Source organism: Streptomyces sp. NPDC093018 (assembly GCF_040684035.1).
Classification (GTDB): Bacteria; Actinomycetota; Actinomycetes; order Streptomycetales; family Streptomycetaceae; genus Streptomyces; species Streptomyces murinus.
In genome coordinates this window covers 55,240-73,527 of the sequence record NZ_JBFBFF010000011.1, presented here as the reverse complement: position 1 = coordinate 73,527, position 18,288 = coordinate 55,240, and the positions used below count along the sequence as shown (strand labels likewise).

Here is an 18,288-nt window from a genome sequence, read left to right as displayed (position 1 = left end):
GGTCTCACCACGGTCGCCTCAGGGGGCCGCAGTGACGGGTGGGGTGTGCCGTGGGCACCGCAGTTGCCGAGGGAGACGGACCGTGCAGGACACAGGCAGCGGCGGGGCAGCAATGCGGGAATGGCCACCCCCGGAGGGGATGACCGGCAGCGGCACGCTGATCCGGGTGCAGGCTTCGCACGCGGTGGACGAGCAGTACACCTGCCTGCGCTTCGCGGAGGGCAAGACGCGGCCGAACGCCTGGCCTGGCCGCCGCGTCGAGCGGCCGAAGCCGTACCTGGAGAACTTCGTCCTCGGCCTCGTCCTGGCCGCTGTGCGGCTCGTCGAGTGCGAGGGAATGGCCCCACAGGACGCCGTACGGCGGGCCGAAGACTCTGCCGGGCGTTCCCTCCACCGGGCCCAGCGCCGATTCCTGCGGCACGCCGTCGAGCGGTGGCTCGAACGCGACCGGCCCAAGGAGGCGCCGCCTGTGATTCCCGCTCCCGGCCCGTGGGTGCGGATGCGGGAGGTAGACGGGCGGACGTGGGAGCTGACCGGATGGGGGGCCTGCCACCACAACCCGGGACGGCGGCTTCGCGAGTTCTCCTTCCTTTGCTACGGCAGCGCCGACCCCCGGTCCGTCCCGAAGGACCGCATTGCGATTGCCGCCCTCGCCGCCGCCCTCGGGGAACCCGCACGGCAGGGCGCCAAGCCCTGGCACCCGTATCGGCTCCTCGGTGCCGAGCCCGTCGACCACGTTCGCGTGGCCCTCACCGGGCTGCACGACGGCTCGTACCGGCTTCTATTCGAGGGCGGGCCCGACCAGGTCCGCGCCTACTACGAACAGCATGCCGAAGCACGTGTCAAGGAGATCGTGGGCGGCGGCCCTGCAACGCCCGGCGGCAGCTGCGCGGGCTGCCGCCGGCTGGAGACCTGTGACGCTCCGATTCGTTTGCCCGGCTTGCTCGGCATTCCCGCCGGCCGAGGCCCCTTCCCGCTGCGGGAGCTGTCCGCCAGCCACCTGCGCTACTACCGCAAGTGTCCGCAGATGTACTTCTCCTACGCCCAGCACCTCCCCCGCACTCGCGAGTACTCCCCGGAGAACCAGCTCGGCAAGGCCGTCCACGCCCATCTGGAGGCCAACCACAGGAGTGGTCTCCTGACACCGTGTGGGGGCGCGGACATGCCCTGGGGTGACACCGCCTGGGGTGACGGGGAGCTGTGCATGACCGGCAAGTGGGCTCGCATCGGGTCCAGGATGCTCGCCCAGCACATCGATATGTGCCCGTTCCTCAACGACGGCGTCACGACCGTGCTGCCCGAGCCCCGGCGCGCCTTCTACGATCCGTACGCCCATGCCGTCCTGATCGTGAAACCGGACCTGCTCTACCTGGAGCATGGCTCGTGGGTGTGGCGCGAGACCAAGACCACGCAGAGCGCGGACGCCTGGATGGGCCGGGACCCCTTCACCACCGATCCGCAACTCGCCCTCGCCGCCGTCCTTCTTGCCGAAGGGGCCTTCGGCGGAGACCCGGCGGGCTCGCGGGTCGAGCTGGAGGTGTTGCGGCCGGACAGTGGCGACCCCTCGTACATCGAGCCGCGCAACGAGCCCGAGCGCGTCGAGGCCGCCCGTCGGATTGTGCGGGAGTACGTCGATGCGTGGCGCGGCGACGAGGTCTTCACGCCCAGCCCCGGCGCCCACTGCCGCACCTGCCCCGTTACCGAGTGGTGCGCGAGCGCCCCCGAGGAGGTGCGTCGTGGCCGCCGTTGAACCCCCGGACGTCGCAGGTGCCGAGTCCGAGCGGCTGCTGAGGCTGGTCGCCACCGCCTTGGTACGCCTGTCCCGGCTGCGCACGCCCGGCGATCCCGTCTACCCCGACGTCGTGCAGGCCGCCTACAACCATCTCGTCCTCGTCTGCCTGCGCACCGGGAGTCCGGCCCCCGGCAGTGTGCCGCAGCTCGCCCGGTGGGCGGCTGCACGCCCACTGGCAGACTGGTGGCCGTACCTCCTTGAAGACCAGCACATCGGTGACCTGCGGCTGGTCGATGCTGACACCGGCGCCCCAACCCAGGAGTGCCTGGAGTGGGCCGTCTTCGCGCCCGATCCGGCTGCCGAGCAGATCGAGAACGCACTGCTCAAAGAGGCGCTCACCCTGTGCCGGGCGGCCAAGGCTCCCGACTCCTACACCGCCTTCCGTAGGCTGCTCATCGAGCGCCCCGTCCTGACCGGTGTCGAACTCGCCCTGCTCAGCACCGACTTGGACCTGTCGCTGCTGCTCGACACCGTGAAGCGGTGCTACGAGCCGGTCACCGCCGCCTATGTCAGCCAGGGGCGGTGCACGCTGTGTGCCGGTTGCGGATGTCTGCTGGTGCCCTTGAGGGACGGCGGTTACGCCTGCACACTCGACCGCTGCCGCAGGAAGCCTGTGGTCGCCAAAGAACGCCTCGAGCCCGGGGCCGATGGCGGCCTGTACCTCCTCACCAGGCCGCTTCGCGTCTTCATCACCGGCCCCGGACTGGCCGAGACCGGCCTGGAACGGCGGCTTGTGGGACTCGGCCTCGACGTCGCGATGTGGCCCAACTTCGACGCGTACGACCTCCGTGTCGTCTTTCCCGACGGCCGGGCGTGGGGCATCGACGTCAAGGACCGCGCCAACCCCGCGCTGCTGGGCCGGACCACCACCGCCCTGCGCGGCGAACCGTCCCGCGACCGGGGACTGCTCGTCGTGCCCTCCTACAGGTTCAAGGAGCGGGACGGCTACCGCGAAGTCTTCCACCACCATCTGCCCGAGGGAGTGGAAGGCCAAGTCAGCCTGCTCACGGACGAGGAGGTCGTGCGGCAGGCGAAAAGCACCCTGGCCTGCAGCGTGCGGCGTACCGAGCCCGAAACCGCCCGACCGGCGCCCCGGACAGCGCGGAGGGTACAGCGAACGACACCGAAACCCCAGGAAGGGGAGCTCGATGCGTGACCGCAGTGGTTGGCACCGCGGGCTGACCGCCCCCTTGAAGGACGCATGGCAGGACGGACCCCGTTCCTTCAGCCCCGGCGATCTACTAGATGTGGAACTCGGCCTGTACCTCCTGGAGTCGGTCATGCCGGGCCGGGCCGCCATCGACACGTGGACACTCGTCAGTGGCTACCCGTTCGGGGAAGCGTTCGGCGACATCACCACCGACGCGCAGCGACTGCGCGTCCGGCGAGCCCGGCACTACCTGCTGCCTCTGCGCAGGCGCCGGGAATGGCTGCTCGCCCTCGAGTCCTACCTCGCCGTTCCCCAGGAACTGCGCGGGTACGATCTCGCATCCGCGGAGTCCGTGCCCGTGCGTCGCTCGCCCGCGCGGGCCGCACGCCGCTTCGAGCGGTACGAGAAGGTGCTCGGCGAGCCGCCCCCGTACGCGCGCCACGGACTGCCGCACGCCCAGGCCGGAGACTACGTGTTCCCCGTGCGCGACCGCCGGTACGCCATCACCTTCACCGAGGACCTGCTTCCGGACGGACCGACGGCCGCACATGACCTCGATGCGCCGCTGCCCGGCAAGGGTGAGCCGATCACCGTCGAGTGGCGTGAACTGGAGGCCGCCGCGTGCCGTATGGACGCGATCGAGTCAAAGGCCTCGGACATTGGGCGTGGCCACTGGCTCCAGCGCCTGAGGCGCGTCGAGCTGTTCGTACGCGACGAGGGACAAGGGAAGTTCGAGCAGAGCGACACCCTGCGCATCGACCGGCTCCTCCACCTCGTCGGCATGGTCGGCGCCGGCAAGAGCACCCTGCGCGACATCCTCACCTTCTGGGCCGTCACCGAACGTGGGCTGCGGATCACCGTCGTCGTCGGCGATGTCGCCGAAGCCCTGTCCGTCACCGGACTCCTGGATCGCCTGGGCGTGCCGACCGCACCAGTACTCGGCCACTCCACGCGCGAGCGCCACATCCAGCGACTCCACCGGCGCATCGCGTCGAGCGGCACCCCAAGCCTGCTCACCCACTGGCACGACGGTTTCGACCACGTCAACAGCGCCTGCCCACTCGACGCCCTGCGCGGCATGGAGGCGGAGCGACCGCTGCGCGTCGGCGAGGCGCCGTGCGGAAACCTCTATGAGGTGCGCCGGACACCCACGGAGGCGGCGGACTCGCGGGAAGGGCTGTTCGGCGGGGAGGCTTCCGAGGCAGATCCCGATGATGATGGGGAGGCCCTCGACGGGGCAGCGGCCGCTGAACCCGCTGCGAGTGCCGCGTCCACGGACGACGAACGCCCGCGGCGTCACGGCTGCCCCCTGTGGTCCCGCTGCCCTCGCCATCACGCGGCCCGTCAGCTCGTCGACGCCCGGGTGTGGGTGGCCACTCCCGCGAGTCTCGTCCACACTGCCGTGCCCGAACAGCTTCAGCATCAGCGGCTGCGTTACCTCGAACTCGCATGTCGAATGAGCGACTTGGTCGTCGTGGACGAGGCGGACCGGGTGCAGATGCAGCTCGACACGGCGTTCGCCCCTGCCACGACTCTCGCCGGACGCGCCCCGAACTCGTGGATCGACGAGGTCGCTGCCCACGCCCTTGCCGAACTCGCCGGTCAGGCGCGACTTCAGCTCTCGGCACGGGACATCGACGACTGGACGAACGCTACTCACACTGTGCGCCACGCCACCGACCGGCTGTACTCGCGCCTCATCCAGAACCGCCCGCTGCGCCACTGGATCACCCAGGACTATTTCAGCGCGGTCACCCTCCACCAGTGGCTCATCAACGCTTGGTTCCCCGACCTTAAGGACGTGGACGAGAGCACTGTGTCCGAGGAGATGCCCGAGGCCCGGCGCCTTGCGCAGCGCGAGCGGATCGACGGCGTACTCAACCGCTTCCGTGACGATCCGCTCCAGCCCCGTACCGCCGGTTCCGAACCCGAAATGGACCCGGCGGAGACCGTGCTCGTCAACGAGCTCGTCCATCTCACCCTCGGTCTGCTGCACGCCCCTCACGGCTCCGACACCCGCACTCAGGTGCGGCCCGTGCTGGAGCGGCTCCTCAACGGCGCCGTACGACTGGACGACGGAACCGACCCCCACGTGCCCCGGTTCGAACTCACTTTGGTCCTCGCCGCTCTCCACCATCGGCTCAACTTCATGACCGGGCTCTGGCAGCGCGTCGAAGCGGCCCTCAACCTGGAGTCCGCCTCCAATGTGCTCTCCCGTCGCCCGCCCCGTGACTACGAGCCCGTGATGCCCGAGTCGCCCATGGGTAACGTCCTCGGCTTCCAGTTCCAGCTGGACGAGAGGAGAAAAGAGGGCGAGCAGAGTGGCGAATTGCGCTTCTTCCGCTGCAACGGTGTGGGACGCGAACTGCTGCTCGGTCTGTCCGACCTGCCAGCCGTCGACGGACGGCCCGGCCCGCATCTGATGCTGATGTCCGCCACCAGCTGGGCCGGGACCTCCAGCCGCTACCACGTGCACGCCGATGTCGATGCGGTGCTGCGCCCGCACAGGGAGGAGGTGTGCGCCATCCTCGACACCGAGTTCCGCAAGGAGTTCCTGTACTGGCCCGGAAGTACAAGACCACTGCGGCTGTCCGGCTGCGACCCGGAGGAACGCCCGGCCGCCCTCGTCCAGATGCTGCACCAGCTCGCCGAGCCCGACCGCGGCCTCATCGGCTCGGTCAGCGCCCTCCAGCAGGAACTCGACGACATCGAAGACCCCGAGAGGCGCCGCCTGCTGCTCCTCGTCGGCAGCTACGAGGAGGCCCGCAGGGCCGCCACGTACCTCAACTCGATCCCCGAATGGGCCGGTCGGGTCTCCCGGCTCGTCTCCGACGACGCCGACCTCGACACGGTTTGGAGCGCCCTGCCACGCACCGCCGAGGCGAAGGCCCTGCGCCGCGGCGACGTCGCGGGCTGGGCGGGCGGCGGCCAGGCCGATGGGGAACTCCTAGTCGCCCCGCTCCTCGCCGTCGAACGTGGCCACAACATCGTCGTCCCCGGAGGCAAGGCCGCCATCGGCACCGTCTACTTCCTGGCCCGCCCACACCCCCGCCCCGACGACATCGCACTCGCCGTGCAGGCCGTCAACGACTGGGCGGTACGGCAGACCCGCGGCCCGGGCGAGGGCCTGCGGCGCCTCGCCCGCCGGGAAGGCACCCCCGACCGAGCGGGGCTCGCCTTCCGGCGCGACGCCCGCCACGCCTGGAACCGCTTCCTGACCCGCCGACTGTCGTGGACTAGTCTCCCGAAGACCGAGAAGGAGTCGTTCACCTGGGACCAGCTGGTCGTGATCTGGCAGGTCATCGGCCGCCTCGTGCGGGGCGGAGTGCCCGCTCGCGTCGTATTCGTCGACGCTGCGTTCTCACCGCGCGAGGCTGGCCTCGCGGCCACCGATACCCCCGCCACCAGCCTGCTGGCGAGCATGCGCGTGCTCCTCGCCCCCTATTTCAGTATCGAATCCGCCGTGCCCGCGATCGATAAGTCCCTGGTCGAGGCCCTGTACGAGCCGCTGTACAAGGCACTGGCGGACATGGACTGAGGCACCCGCTGACACTCCCGCGCCGGCGCATCGACGCGCTCTAACGCATCGGAATGACACTCACTGACGCTTCTCACCGATCCGAACGGAGACCCACCCCGCCATGGCCTACGACCACATCCAGCCCGCCGCCTTCATCCCCACACCGGGCGGCGATCCCTTCCTCATGCCCCACTACGCACTCACCTTCCCCCGAGCCTGGCGGGACCCCCTCAAGGACCACTGGCAGCACGGTAAGCCCGAGCGGCGCGACCGCGGCAAGGTGTCGGTGCCCATCAAGCGGCTCAACCAGGTGATCGCAGCCGTCGCCCCCGACTTGGTGTCCGTCGCAAAAAGGGCCCCACTCGACGACGGCCGGCCCTGGCTGTACGCGAACGCCCCCTATCCCAAGGCGGTGATGAGCACCTTCATCCACGCCTGGCTGCGCGATCTGCAGCCGGGCCCCGAGGGACACGCCAAAGTCAAGGAAACCGCCTCCCTGCTGGGCATCGACGGCCTGGAGTGGGATCTCCTCAGCGTCAGCATGCTGGAGCAGACCGTCAGTGACGGCGGCACCGCCGTGCCCGCCGACCACCTGTGGCGGCTTCTGCCCGAGGTCCTCGCTGCCCGCATCGCACGACAGGAACCGGCCTATGAGCACTTCGGCGAGCGGCTCACGTTCCGGCAGGTCGCGATGGACGCAGGAGCCCCCGGGGCCGAGCTCGTCTCGTGGCCGCCGCTGGAGCACCCCACCGGACGTGGTGCGAAGGCCAAGGTGTGGAACTACTCCGCGTACATCCGGATCTGTCTGCGCACCGCTCCCTTCGACCCGACCCCCCGTATCCACCTCTCCACCGGTGTACGCCGATGGGTACGCGGTCCCGTTTGGCTCCCGCAGCGGGGAAGCGCCTCCGTCTACCTGCTGGCGGACCAGAGTCTTGTGCCCGACGGACCCGCCCCGGAACGGTTCGCGGTCGGCGGCCTGCGCTGGGTGCCCCAGACCGGGGGCTACGCGTGGGTTCAGGGCGGGCCGGAGGGGATGCTGAACCAGATCTCTGCCGTACCCCGCTTCCCCTCACCCGACCTCATGGCCAAGGAGCCGGAGACCTGGCTCACCAGCCGGGACGGCGTCACCGCTGCAGTGGTGCACCACACGATGATGGGACGACACGGGGTACAGGCCGGAATCGCGCCGCAGGAGCGACGGCGCCTGACGGAGTGGGCCACGGCGGCACTATCCCCCGAGTTCATGCGCGTCAGCACATCCCGGCGCAGCGAGATCCGGCGCCAGACCCCGCACAACGTGCTCGAGTCCACTGCCTCCGTGCCGAAGAAGGCCACCGACGAGGACAAGGCGAGGATCGACCGGGAGAACGCCGAGCGGCAGGCGCGCAACGCCGCCCGACGGCGCCCACTTCTCGCGCGCGCCGTCGGCTCCGCGGGGCTCACCGCCGTACTGCTGCACCAGACCGACACCATGCGCGACCACTTGGTCGCGGCTGCCGAGGAGAACCTGGGCCTCGCGCAGCACCGCACAGCCGGTGGCCCCGACCTGTGGCAGTGGGACCATCCCGACCTGACCGTGCGTCTCCACGTCCGGCAGGCCGGGGAACTGGTCGGCCCGCTGGGTGAGGGAAGCTTCCTGCGGCGCGGCGACGAATGGGACGCCGCCATGGATGCGCGACGGCGTGCGGTGCGGGACGCAATGCGCGCGTGGACGACCGATCTGGGCACGCACCCTCAGCTGGCATTCGTCGAGTTGGAGGGCAAGGACGGCTTCCGGCGCCGCACCAGCGACCCTAAGTCCGCGCTGCGTGTGGGGCTTGCTGACGCCGGCCTGGTCAGCCAGTTCTTGGACCTCCCGGACCCGGACGGCACCAAGCCAGAGGCTGTTTCGGACCCGCACCGGGCCAAGGCTGCCTGGGGCGATGGCCTGCGGCAGCTCGGGATGCGGTTCCTGCCCGAGCATTCACTCGGTGCGGCCATCCCGGAGGACCTGAACCAGCTCGCCTTCTGGCTCGTCAAGCGCAACGTCAGCCGCGACAACAAATACCCGCAGTTCACCCCGATCGCCGTACTCATCCGTCCTGGCCAGGACTGTGTGCTCGGCCGTACGGCGGCAACATCGGGCTGGGTGCCGTACCCCGAGTTGTTGCGCAGCCTTACCGGAGAGATCCGCGGCACAGATCTCAGGACGCGAAAGCAGCAGGAGGACGCAACCGCCCTGTTCGTCAAGCAGACGCTGTACAAGCTGCGCGGCGAGCCGACCCTTGTCCTCACCCACGCACAGAACACCCGCCAGCGCTGGCCGTGGTTGACCAACCCCGGGCTGGCCGTCGACCGCCTGAGCCTGGGCGCCGGACCACTTCAGCGGCTCGCTGCGCACGGCCGCCGCCTGCGGGTCGTCCGCATCGCGAGCCACGACCGGGAGGAGACACCGCAGTGGTGGGCACCCGACGGGGACGTGGGCGCCGGGGTTGCCAAGGGCCTGTGGCTGCCCGCTGACGCGCAGCCGGACAATCGGCTCTTCCAAAGCACCTCGGACAAGGCCAGCCAGCACGGACACCCCCGTGACATCAGCAAGTTCACCGAGCACCGGAACGCAGCCGGACGGTCCCTACGCATGCCAGGAACGCCGGCGTGGAATCCCGAAATCCTGGACCTCTGCATGGCAGCACTCCAACCAGGCGACGATCCGGAGCAGTGGGCCATGTACGTCCACCAGCAGCGTTTCCCGGACGACTATGCCAACGCGCTCCAGCTTCCACTAGCCCTGCACCTCGCTCGGCTCACCGCGAAGTACGCCGAGCCCATGGAGGACACGGAGCAGGCCGATCCGGGGACGGCCTCGATCGGGGCCACGCCCGAGCACGGCGAGGAGGACGAGTCGTTGGGCGAGGCGTAAGCAGTCGTCGTGGCCGGGTAGTGGTTGGACACACGGCGTGAGCCGTGGGGAGACCTGTCCTGTGCTGGCGCGATGACCCGATCATCTGTCTCGGTGGTTTTGAGGTTCCCCCGCTACGCTTTGCGGCTGCAGTGTTCCGGGCCACTGCCAACTACCGGTCCTGATGTTGCCTCCCCTCAGATTTCAGGAGAGCACCGGCGCGCACAAGGTCCTCCGGAGTGTGGACGGCGATCCCGTGATCGCTGACGGGGACTATCCATACTTGGTGCCCGTGTTCCAGGAGGCGGAGCATTTTGAATCGCCCCGGATAGGTACCCGCGCACTCTCACCAACTGATCACGTACACCATCACGCGGGACACCATCGGGCACGTCTGGCGCACGCACTCAGCGCCCTCGACTGGACTTCCGAATACGTTCCGAATACTATGGATCCATGACCACCGCAGTAGACCTCCCCGTGACGACTCGGCGCTCCTCGGACCTGAGCAAGCATTCCGCCGAGGTCTTCGCCGAGGCCGAGGACCACCCCGTGACGGTGACCCGGCGCGACGGCGAGGCTCTGGTCCTGATGTCGCAGCGCGAGGCCGAGGGTCGTGCCCGCTTGCTGAACTTTGCCGCGCAGCTCATCACCGTCACTCTCGACGACCGCGGCTCGCTCGCCGAGCGGATGTCCAAGGCCTTCCCTTGGATGCTCGCGCTGTCGCCGGCCGACCGGGAGTCCTGCGCGCAGGACCTCGTCGATGCGGCGCGCGCGTCGTTCTCCACCGATCAGCCGCACCTCGCGATCGCAGAGCTGACCTCCTGGAAGGAGACGGCCACCGCCGTCGCGGCCGGGCTCAGCAGCGGCAGCGCCGGTCTGGAGTGGCTCGACGACGATGAGACCGTGGAGCGTCCGTAGCCGTGGCGGCCGCCAGGAAGGGCGAGCTGGTTCCTCGCCCTCCGAAGAAGATCGAGTACGAGATCCGCTTCGCCACGGTCGACGCGCAGAAAGGATGGCGCGACCTCGTCGCGACGATCCGCAACCCCATGACGGAGACCTGGGACTTCCTCACGCGGACGCCAATGGCCACGACACCGACGAACTATCGGCTCAAGGGTGAGCTCGGCGTCATCGAGCGTGGCGGCGCTACCCGTGAGCGGTGGCAGCACAAACCGACTGCGAAGGGCACGGCGCGCATCTGGTTCTACGTCCACGAGCGCACGGTCTTCCTGGAGCAGGTGCACACGAGCCACCCGAACGAGACGAAGTAGGCGGGCTTCGCAGCGTCATACATCGTCGGTGAGCGCGCATCCGATGAGGATGATCGCCGTGTGGCTGCCGCGACCGGGGACTTTGACTTCACTCGAGGGCGGCGCGGCCTTGGGAAAGGTCGACTCGATCTCCCCGATCACAGCGAGGAGGGGAAGTCTCTGCGTGAAGCGGCTTTGTCGTTGACTGCAGCGGCGACGCTCGCCAGGGTCTCGAGGCCAGGGCGACGCCGAGGTGCTGGGCGGAGGTGAGCAGCGCCGAGGCGATCTCCGGTTGTCGTGGTCCACTCCATAGCCTACGGCCTGGTCCGGGCGATGACGCCGGTCCCGAAGCCGAAGTCGATCACCAGCATCGCCGGTGCCATCTCGGTCCAGTAGTCCGTCTCGGTCACGATCAGGGAGGACCGGACCAGCGGGCTCACGCTGCAGCATTGGGTGAGCACGAATGCGAGAGGAGCGTGACCGCACCCCGTGCCGCCGGTGCCGAGTACCGCCCCTGCGGCCCGTCATCTGTCCGGTGTGGCGCTCCGCGTGCACGATGTGCACCGGCCTCGCAGCCTGCCTGGCGCAGGATGGTGACGATCAGGTCGACTTGCGCCTGTGACAGAGGAGGCGCGCCCTCGGCCTTCGCGGCTACCGCCTTCCGGAGGTCCTCGAGCACGGCCGGAGAGGCGGGGTGGTGCGGCCATCGTGTTCGCGAGGCGCTCTGATTGTCGGCGTGCTCTATGCTCACGGTCGTGCGTGCCGAGGGTCGAACTGACCGTGGTGCATCGCTGCTGTTCTCGGCTGTGTTGCCTGCTGCAGCTGATGGACCCAGCAATTGCCCTATTTCAACCAGGTCCATCTGCCGCAGGTGCATCGGCGCCTCACGCTGCCACCGGCGGTACGTGCGCGGCTGCTGCTGTTCCTGGGAGCGGACCAGGCCATTGCGGGACAGCATCCGGTGAACCGTTGTCCGCGACGGGGCCGACGCCAGCCCGCGGCCGGACAGCTCGTGGGAGATCCGGCGGGCACCCCACTGGGGATGCCGGCGGCGCAGCTCGCAGATCTCGGCCTCAACCTCGGCGGACAGGCGCGTGGGACTGCTCCGCGGCCGGCGGGAGCGATCCAGCAGACCGGGCATGCCCTCCTGCTCGAACCGCCGCCGCCAGCTGTGCAGTGTCTGGCGCGAGGTGCCGTACCGGGCCGCGACCTCACCAATCGCAGACCCGCCGAGCACTTCGCGGACAGCGCGGTAGCGGTACTCGGCCAACTGCTGTATGTCCATAACTCCGACGGAAGCACCCCTGCCGCACCGGCAGTTGGGGGATAGCGGACGTTCAGCCGAACGTGTCAACCATGTCCAGAGCACAAACGGTCAAGCATCTCCTGAGACCTCACACCGACAACAATCGCCAATGAAGCACGTTGACTCGCCGTGCTGCGCGTGTCGAGGTGCTGCGTTAGCGGTAGGAAAACTCGGCCAGATGCGCTCGCCACGCCCGGAAACCATGGTCATTGTGGCGATCTGATGCGAGGATCATTGCCAGAACGCCATAGTCCTCGAAATCCTGCAGAACTACCGTGTAACGGGAGCATGTCTCAGTACGTCCTGCGCAGCCTGATCCGCAAGTAAGCGATCAGTAACGGCAGTTGAGGGCCGCACCCCTGGTAACGGGGGTGCGGCCCTCTCTTCCGTCCATGTCTTTCCGACCTCAGATCTCATCGAACGAATCCAGCGTCAACTCCGCCCCGACCGGCGGAGCCCCCCGCAGCGCCATCTCCGCCCAGATCACCTTCCCCTGCGGCGAATACCTCGTCCCCCACCGCTCCGTCATCTGCTGGACCAGGAACAGTCCCCGGCCGCCCTCGTCCGTCGTCGCGGCGTACCGCAGATGCGGTGATGTGTTGCTTCCGTCGGCCACCTCGCAGATCAGCGCCCGGTCCCGGATCAGCCGCAGTCTGATCGGCTCGGAGCCGTACCGGATCGCGTTGGTCACCAGCTCGCTGAGCACCAGCTCCATGCCGAACGCCTGCTCGTCCAGCCCCCACTCCTCCAGCCGCTCCGTCACGGCCCGCCGCAGCCCCGCGACGGCGGACGGATCGGCCGGTACGTCCCACTCGGCCACCTGGTCCGAGGTGAGCGCCCGGGTCCGCGCCACCAGCAGCGCCACATCGTCCTTGGGCCCCTCCGGCAGCAGCTCCTCAAGGACCGCCCCGCAGCTCGCGTCCGGGGAGCGGTCGGGATGCCCGGCCAGCGCCCGCCGCAGCAGCTCCAGGCCCTCGTCCAGGTCGCGGGTACGGTCCTCGATCAGCCCGTCCGTGTACAGCACCAGCTGCGTCCCCTCGGCCAGCTCCAGCTCCGCCGTCTGGAACGGCATCCCCCCGAGGCCAAGCGGCGGACCGCCGGGCAGCTCCGGATAGGTGACGCTGCCGTCGGGATGCACCAGCGCGGGCGCCAGATGCCCGGCGCGGGCCATGGCGCACCGGCGCGTGATCGGGTCGTAGATCGCGTACAGACACGTGGCCCCCACGATCGCGTCCGAGTCCTCCCCGTCCCCCTCGTCCTGATCGATCCGTCCGACCAGGTCGTCCAGATGGCTGAGCAGCTCGTCCGGGGGCAGATCGAGGGTCGAGAAGTTGTGTACGGCGGTCCGCAGCCGGCCCATCGTGGCCGCGGCGTGCAGCCCGTGCCCGACGACGTCGCCGACCACCAGCGCCACCCGGCTGCCCGGCAGCGGGATCACGTCGAACCAGTCCCCGCTCACCCCCGACTGCGCCGGCAGATACCGGTAGGCCACGTCCAGGGCGCTCTGCTCGGGCAGGGCGCGCGGCAGCAGGCTGCGCTGGAGGGTGACCGCGAGGGTGTGCTCACGGGCGTAGCGGCGGGCGTTGTCGACGCTCACGGCGGCACGGGCCACCAGCTCGTCCGCGAGCGTCAGGTCCTCCTCGTCGAAGGGGTCCCGCTTGGCCCGGTAGAAGTTGGCGATGCCCAGCACCACCCCGCGGGCCCGGATCGGGGCCGAGATCAGCGACTGGATGCCGTATTCGAGGATGTTCTCGGTGCGCTGCGGGTCCTGCGCCCGCCAGTCCGTCGCCGCGGCCAGATCGGACACCAGTTCGGATTGGCCGGAGCCGTAGCCGCGCGCCTGGGGCGTGAACGGCTTGAAGTCGATCAGCCGGTCCTGCTCGTACAGCGGATGGTCGCCCCGGATGCCGTGCACGGCCATCCGGCGCAGGGTCGCCGCGGTGGGGGCCGGCTCCTCGCCGTGCAGGATGCCGTCGTCCAGGTCGACGGTGACGTAGTCCGCGAAGCGCGGTACGGCGATCCGTGCCAGCTCCTCCGCGGTGCGCCGCACGTCCAGGCTGGTGCCGACGCCGAGACCTGCGTCGTAGAGCAGCTTCAGCCGCTCCCTGGCGACCTCGGCACGCCCGGAGAGTGCCTGGAGCTCGGTGGTGTCCCGCAGGGTCACCACGGTGCCGCCAGGGGCGCCGCCGTGGTCGGTGGGGCGCTGGTTGACGGCGAGCAGCCGTTCCCCGGCGAACAGGACCTCGTCGGTGGCCTCGCGCCCGGAGGCCAGCAGCTCCACCGTCTCGGGGTCGAGTCCGGGCAGCTCGGACAGATGGCTGCCCTCGGCGTCGGGCGGCAGCCGCAGCAGGCGGCGGGCCTCGTCGTTGGCGAGCAGCAGCCGGCCGTCGTCACCGACGATGAGGACGCCCTCGCGCACCGAGTGCAGCACCGTGTCGTGGTGCTCGTACATCCGGGTCATCTCGTCGGGGGCGAGGCTGTGCGTCTGCCGCCGCAGCCGCCGCCCGACCAGCGCGGTGCCGCCGGTGGACACGACGAACGCGCCCGCCCCGGCGGTCAGGATGATCGGGATCTGCCGGTCCACCTCGCTGGTGACGTGCTTGACCTTGAGCCCGGCGGAGACCAGCGCGGTCACCTTGCCGTGCGCGTCCTCGATCGGCACGGTGGCCTGCATCTCGCGGCCCAGCGGACCGTGCACGCTCTCCGTGTACGTCTGCCCGGCGAGGGACGGCCCTATGGTGCCCACGAACCGCTGGCCGATCTTGCTCGGCATCGGGTGCGTATAGCGGATGCCGTGCGTGTCCATGACGACGATGAAGTCGACCCCGGCCGCCTTGCGCCCCGCCTCGGTCATCGGCTGGAGCACCTTGGAGGGCTGGGGGGCCGCCAGTGCCTGGAGGACCCCGGGGGAGTGGGCGAAGGTCTCCGCCACGGCGACGGAACGACGCCGGGCCTCGGCCGTGGTGTCCCGCTCGGACTGCAGATACAGGGCGAGGACGCCACTGAGCACCAGCAGCACCACGAGAGCCGCCTGGAGCAGGAAGACCTGCTTGGCGACGCTCCACTGCCTCCCGCCGATCACAGAGCGCCACAGCAGGCGTCTGAATCGAGCAACGGTGTCCGACATGCCGCATTTGTAGCACCGGGGTCCGCTGTGTGGCCATGGTCCGTCCATAGATTGGACAGGTGTTCTAGGGGGTGGAACCGCCGATGATCCGGCGCCGGTCCCTACAGTGCGTCCAGGCCCCGCTCATGGTTCTTGATCGCCTCGCGTACGGCGCCCACGAAGCCGGTCCAGAAGTGGTCGGCGTAGGGGGCGGCCGTGCTCGGGACGCCCGCGGTCGTCCGGCGCTTGGCCGCGCCGGAGAAGTCGCCGAACATCGCCTTGCGCAGCGCCGTGGATATCTCCAGCTGGGCGCCGCCGCCGGTACGGGTGCGGTTGACGATGTTGGCCGGGTCGTCGCCGTCGATGGTGGTCGAGGGGTCCGCGAGGACCACGGTGACGTTCCAGTCCGGGTTGGCCGCCGGGGACGTCAGCCCGTACTTCGTGAACGCCGCGAGCAGGTTCCGCTTCAGCCGCGCGTCCCGGCCCCCGATGATCACCTTCTTCACGGAGGTGTCGTCGAACCCGTGCAGCGACACGGCGTACAGATTGCCCGTGCAGACGGCCAGCGCGGCCGGGTCGTCGCAGTGCGTGGACGTCACATGCTGCGCGGCGGAGTTCGCCAGCGCCTCGAACATCCAGTAGTCCCGCTGCGGCTCTCCTTGTACGGCCGCGCCCGCCGGGTCGGTGTCCGCCTCGAACGGCGTGTACCCGGCGATCGCCATGCACAGCTCACTCGTACCGGCCTCGATCCCGCCCCCGTGCGGCGCGATCACCGCGGTACTGCCGAGCAGGCTGCTGGTGGCCCGGTCATTGTCCGTGATCTGCGCCGGCGCGCCGATCCGGAACCGGCGCACCCAGTCGACGCCCTCCCGGTCCGCGGTACGGGTGTACAGCTCCGTGTTGGACCCGTACTGGTCCGCCGCGGCCGCGGCGGGCGTGGCACCGGTACCGCGCACGACGGCGTCGACCGTGGGCAGCCCGGCGGCGAGCGCGGCGACGGAGGCGAGGACGGCGCGTCTGCTGTTCACCGGACCGAGGAGGTGAAGGCGGCCCAGGTGAGGGGGCTGACGTGGAGGGTGGGGGCGTGGGAGGGGTCCTGCTTGGAGTCACGGACGAGGATGGAGTGGGCGCAGGAGGCGACTTCGACGCACTGGCCGCCTTCGCTGCCGCTGTAGCTCGACTTGAACCACTGAAGTGCGGCGCTCATTGCTCTCCTAGTAGACGATCAAGCAGTTCTCTTGAGACCTCGACGGCGAGGACGGCGCGTCCGCTGTTCACCGGACCGAGGAGGTGAAGGCGGCCCAGGTGAGCGGGCTGACCCGGAGGGTGGGAGCGTGGGAGGGGTCCTGCTTCGAGTCACGGACGAGGATGGAGTGAGCGCAGGAGGCGACTTCGACGCACTGGCCGCCCTCGCTACTGCTGTGGCTCGACTTGCGCCAGGAGACAGCGACTTCGAGGCAGGCATCGCCTTCGTCGCTGCTGTACGTCGACTTGAACCACTGAAGTGCTTCCGTGCTCATTGCTCTCCTAGCAGACGGTCGAGCAAGCCCTTGGAGTACTGGATGTTCAGGGCCTGTGTCCGCAGCATTGCATACTTGCGTGCCAGCCGAGACACCCTTTCTGGGTCGGAGACCAACTGGCTCCCGCGCTGCGATTCGGTGTAGGCAAGCGTTTGGTGGTCCGGGGTTTCCAGGATGGCGAAGGGGCCCGCGACCCCCGCGTGCAGGGGGCTGTCCAGCGGTAGCACTTGGAGCGAGACGAAAGGCAGTTCGGCTACCTCGCGCAGATACCGCATCTGCTTCCTACGGATCTCCTCGGTGCCGATACGCAGCAGCAGTGCTGGCTCCCACACCACGAAGCTCAGCGTCGGCGGACACTTGCGCTTAAGGATCTCTTGGCGATCGAGCCGCAGCCGCAGCATCGTCTCCAGTTCCTCCGCCTCGTACGCGGGAACGCGATTTTGCAGAACCGTGCGCGCGTAAGCCTCAGTCTGAAGCAGGCCAGGCACAACCATCGCGTCGTACCACGACAGTGTGACGGCAACTTTCTCTTGATCCATGTACTCCTCGACCCAGAGCGGAAACTGGTCGATCTCCGGGAGGTTTGTTACCCCTGCCGCCAACGTCCCCTTGGTGTCCAGAAGTTCATCGCATCGCTCGGCGATGTCCAGCTTCAGTCGGCGTCGGCCCTGTTCGATCGACGCGATCGTCTCGTCGTTGACATTCAGCGCCGCGGCCAGTGCGGGTTGGCTCATACCCGCCGTCCGGCGCGCCGTGCCCAGTTGACGGCCGAGCATCTTCATGGCCGACTGGTTCTTCCTTCGTGCAGGCGTCATGACTGTTGAACTCCCCGTGCCGTCCGTACGCCACCCCGCACAATCCCGTACAAACAATCTGTACGGGATCGCTTACTGCCGCAGACTAGTCACGCTGCGCGACATTCGCCCCGTGAACGAGCAGATTGAACTCCTGCGTCAGCGCGACCAGTTCTACGCGCGGGCCCGCCGCTCCGTCCCCGCTGCCAGACGGTTCACGGAGTGGTCGTTGTCGTACTGGGGGCTGACCGAATGGGAGCGGAGCGCGGACGTATTGCTCTGTGTGAGCGAGTTGGCGACCAACGCGGTCGTGCACGGGGTCCCGCCGGGCCGGGGCTTCCTGCTGCGGCTGCGCTGGGACGGCACGGTCGTCCGGGTCGAGGTCCACGACAGCGGAACGGGCGTCCCGGCCGTCGCGCACCCCACCCTGGACGAGGGCGGCCGCGGCCTGCTGCTGATGTCGGCGCTGTCCGACAAGTGGGGCGTCGGGGAACGGAACCCGGGCAAGATCGTGTGGTGCGAGTTCGCCCTGATGTGAAGGGCCGTCACATGAAGGGCAGCGGGGTGGCCAGCAGCCAGTTGGCCGAGGCCGCCCCGCTCCCGCACGCCGTCGCCCAGCCCGCCCACTCCTTGCCGGAGAGGACGTGCGCCGCCCGCGCGGCCTCGGTGCCGAGGATCACCCCGAAGAAGACGGGCAGCCACAGATCGTCCCACGCGGTCTCGGGCCTGCCGATGAGCAGCCATCCCACCACGCCCGCGGCCAGTGCCGCGGCCACATGGGACCAGGAGGTCTCCTTCGGGGCGCCGGACGGGGTGCGCCGGCGCTGTACGGCGATGAGCGCGACCTCTATGAGGGCTGCGGCTATGGCGATCAACGGGAGCTTCCTGCGGGGGAGGTGGGAACGAAGTCGGCAAAAGGAATCATAAAGCACTCACTTTACCAACTCTTGGGGTACCGCCCGGACT

General features: G+C 69.2%; 15 protein-coding genes. 7 read left to right on the top strand and 8 right to left on the bottom strand.

Annotation, left to right across the window (positions count from 1 at the left end):
• The first annotated feature begins 82 nt into the window (after positions 1–82).
• The 6 genes from AB0N90_RS23980 to AB0N90_RS23955 all read left to right on the top strand — a co-directional run bounded on the left by AB0N90_RS23980 (position 83) and on the right by AB0N90_RS23955 (position 10,617).
• Positions 83–1,750 carry a PD-(D/E)XK nuclease family protein gene (locus tag AB0N90_RS23980; RefSeq protein WP_365199714.1) on the top strand — a complete coding sequence of 556 codons (1,668 nt, stop codon included), beginning with the start codon at positions 83–85 and terminating at the stop codon, positions 1,748–1,750.
• A complete protein-coding gene (locus AB0N90_RS23975) occupies positions 1,737–2,948 on the top strand; it encodes a hypothetical protein (RefSeq protein ID WP_365199713.1) in 1,212 nt (403 codons plus the stop codon). The genes AB0N90_RS23980 and AB0N90_RS23975 overlap by 14 nt, the downstream gene beginning before the upstream one ends.
• Positions 2,941–6,480 carry a signal recognition particle gene (locus tag AB0N90_RS23970; protein ID WP_365199710.1) on the top strand — a complete coding sequence of 1,180 codons (3,540 nt, stop codon included), beginning with the start codon at positions 2,941–2,943 and terminating at the stop codon, positions 6,478–6,480. The genes AB0N90_RS23975 and AB0N90_RS23970 overlap by 8 nt, the downstream gene beginning before the upstream one ends.
• Positions 6,481–6,583: 103 nt before the next feature.
• On the top strand, positions 6,584–9,364 hold the full coding sequence (locus tag AB0N90_RS23965; RefSeq protein WP_365199708.1) for a DUF3962 domain-containing protein: 2,781 nt from the start codon (positions 6,584–6,586) through the stop codon (positions 9,362–9,364).
• A 435-nt stretch (positions 9,365–9,799) separates the two neighbouring features.
• On the top strand, positions 9,800–10,264 hold the full coding sequence (locus AB0N90_RS23960; protein WP_365199705.1) for a prevent-host-death protein: 465 nt from the start codon (positions 9,800–9,802) through the stop codon (positions 10,262–10,264).
• A 2-nt stretch (positions 10,265–10,266) separates the two neighbouring features.
• Positions 10,267–10,617 carry a hypothetical protein gene (locus AB0N90_RS23955; protein WP_365199702.1) on the top strand — a complete coding sequence of 117 codons (351 nt, stop codon included), beginning with the start codon at positions 10,267–10,269 and terminating at the stop codon, positions 10,615–10,617.
• A 293-nt stretch (positions 10,618–10,910) separates the two neighbouring features.
• On the opposite strand, the gene AB0N90_RS23950 is transcribed toward AB0N90_RS23955, so the two are convergent.
• From AB0N90_RS23950 to AB0N90_RS23920, 7 genes are all read right to left on the bottom strand, one after another.
• Entirely contained in the window at positions 10,911–11,036 is a 126-nt protein-coding gene (locus tag AB0N90_RS23950; RefSeq protein WP_365199699.1) for a hypothetical protein, read from the bottom strand.
• Positions 11,033–11,881, bottom strand: a complete 849-nt coding sequence (locus AB0N90_RS23945) for a helix-turn-helix domain-containing protein (RefSeq protein ID WP_365199697.1) — start codon at positions 11,879–11,881, stop codon at positions 11,033–11,035. Before AB0N90_RS23945 ends, AB0N90_RS23950 begins: the two co-directional genes overlap by 4 nt.
• 427 nt (positions 11,882–12,308) lie before the next feature.
• Positions 12,309–15,029: a SpoIIE family protein phosphatase gene (locus tag AB0N90_RS23940; protein WP_365199694.1), complete on the bottom strand. Its 2,721-nt coding sequence runs from the start codon at positions 15,027–15,029 to the stop codon at positions 12,309–12,311.
• A 101-nt stretch (positions 15,030–15,130) separates the two neighbouring features.
• Positions 15,131–16,036, bottom strand: coding sequence for a poly-gamma-glutamate hydrolase family protein (locus AB0N90_RS23935; RefSeq protein ID WP_365199691.1), 906 nt, complete (start codon positions 16,034–16,036; stop codon positions 15,131–15,133).
• Positions 16,033–16,215 (bottom strand): DUF397 domain-containing protein, encoded by a 183-nt coding sequence (locus AB0N90_RS23930; protein ID WP_365199688.1) that lies wholly within the window; start codon positions 16,213–16,215, stop codon positions 16,033–16,035. The genes AB0N90_RS23935 and AB0N90_RS23930 overlap by 4 nt, the downstream gene beginning before the upstream one ends.
• Before the next feature lie 67 nt (positions 16,216–16,282).
• Positions 16,283–16,528, bottom strand: a complete 246-nt coding sequence (locus tag AB0N90_RS23925; RefSeq protein ID WP_365199685.1) for a DUF397 domain-containing protein — start codon at positions 16,526–16,528, stop codon at positions 16,283–16,285.
• Positions 16,525–17,310: a helix-turn-helix transcriptional regulator gene (locus tag AB0N90_RS23920; protein WP_365199683.1), complete on the bottom strand. Its 786-nt coding sequence runs from the start codon at positions 17,308–17,310 to the stop codon at positions 16,525–16,527. Before AB0N90_RS23920 ends, AB0N90_RS23925 begins: the two co-directional genes overlap by 4 nt.
• 145 nt (positions 17,311–17,455) lie before the next feature.
• Here AB0N90_RS23920 and AB0N90_RS23915 point away from each other — a divergent pair, with 145 nt between their 5' ends.
• Positions 17,456–17,860, top strand: coding sequence for an ATP-binding protein (locus AB0N90_RS23915; protein WP_365199680.1), 405 nt, complete (start codon positions 17,456–17,458; stop codon positions 17,858–17,860).
• Positions 17,861–17,867: 7 nt separating this feature from the next.
• Here AB0N90_RS23915 and AB0N90_RS23910 read toward each other — a convergent pair whose 3' ends face one another.
• Positions 17,868–18,197 (bottom strand): hypothetical protein, encoded by a 330-nt coding sequence (locus tag AB0N90_RS23910; RefSeq protein WP_365199678.1) that lies wholly within the window; start codon positions 18,195–18,197, stop codon positions 17,868–17,870.
• Positions 18,198–18,288: the final 91 nt, after the last annotated feature.

Excerpts from the sequence above, each read along its gene's own strand:
- AB0N90_RS23970 (WP_365199710.1), top strand. The coding sequence starts at position 2,941 with ATGCGTGACCGCAGTGGTTGGCACCGCGGGCTGACCGCCCCCTTGAAG.
- AB0N90_RS23965 (WP_365199708.1), top strand. The coding sequence starts at position 6,584 with ATGGCCTACGACCACATCCAGCCCGCCGCCTTCATCCCCACACCGGGC.
- AB0N90_RS23960 (WP_365199705.1), top strand. The coding sequence starts at position 9,800 with ATGACCACCGCAGTAGACCTCCCCGTGACGACTCGGCGCTCCTCGGAC.
- AB0N90_RS23945 (WP_365199697.1), bottom strand. The coding sequence starts at position 11,881 with ATGGACATACAGCAGTTGGCCGAGTACCGCTACCGCGCTGTCCGCGAA.
- AB0N90_RS23940 (WP_365199694.1), bottom strand. The coding sequence starts at position 15,029 with ATGTCGGACACCGTTGCTCGATTCAGACGCCTGCTGTGGCGCTCTGTG.
- AB0N90_RS23930 (WP_365199688.1), bottom strand. The coding sequence starts at position 16,215 with ATGAGCGCCGCACTTCAGTGGTTCAAGTCGAGCTACAGCGGCAGCGAA.
- AB0N90_RS23925 (WP_365199685.1), bottom strand. The coding sequence starts at position 16,528 with ATGAGCACGGAAGCACTTCAGTGGTTCAAGTCGACGTACAGCAGCGAC.
- AB0N90_RS23920 (WP_365199683.1), bottom strand. The coding sequence starts at position 17,310 with ATGAAGATGCTCGGCCGTCAACTGGGCACGGCGCGCCGGACGGCGGGT.